Source organism: Pseudomonas sp. SIMBA_068 (assembly GCF_046534705.1).
Classification (GTDB): domain Bacteria; phylum Pseudomonadota; class Gammaproteobacteria; order Pseudomonadales; family Pseudomonadaceae; genus Aquipseudomonas; species Aquipseudomonas putida.
Genome location: NZ_JAWRYI010000606.1, coordinates 1 through 268, shown reverse-complemented (window position 1 = coordinate 268; position 268 = coordinate 1). Strand labels below are relative to the sequence as shown.

Here is a 268-nt window from a genome sequence, read left to right as displayed (position 1 = left end):
GTGTCGAGGAATTCCGGCAACCAAGGCACGATCTGCTGCTTCGCAAAAGAGGTCATCGTGTGGATCCGAAGCGTGCCACTGACCCTTGACGGAAGCCCTTCTGCCAGAGAGTCAGCTTCACTCATCGCCTCAACCACAGCTTTCGCACTGCGCAGATAAGCAGCCCCCTCCTCCGTAAGGGTGAGGACTCGGGAACCCCTCTGGAAAAGTCGAACCCGAAGCCGATCCTCTAGCCGCGCTATCAATTTACTGATGGCCGACGGAGTCA

Annotated in this window: 1 protein-coding gene; it reads right to left on the bottom strand. The window is 57.5% G+C overall.

The genetic code is table 11. The features are described 5' to 3' along the window. The coding region (locus SB756_RS30620; protein ID WP_410913311.1) for a LysR family transcriptional regulator at positions 1-268 on the bottom strand (268 nt) is incomplete at both ends.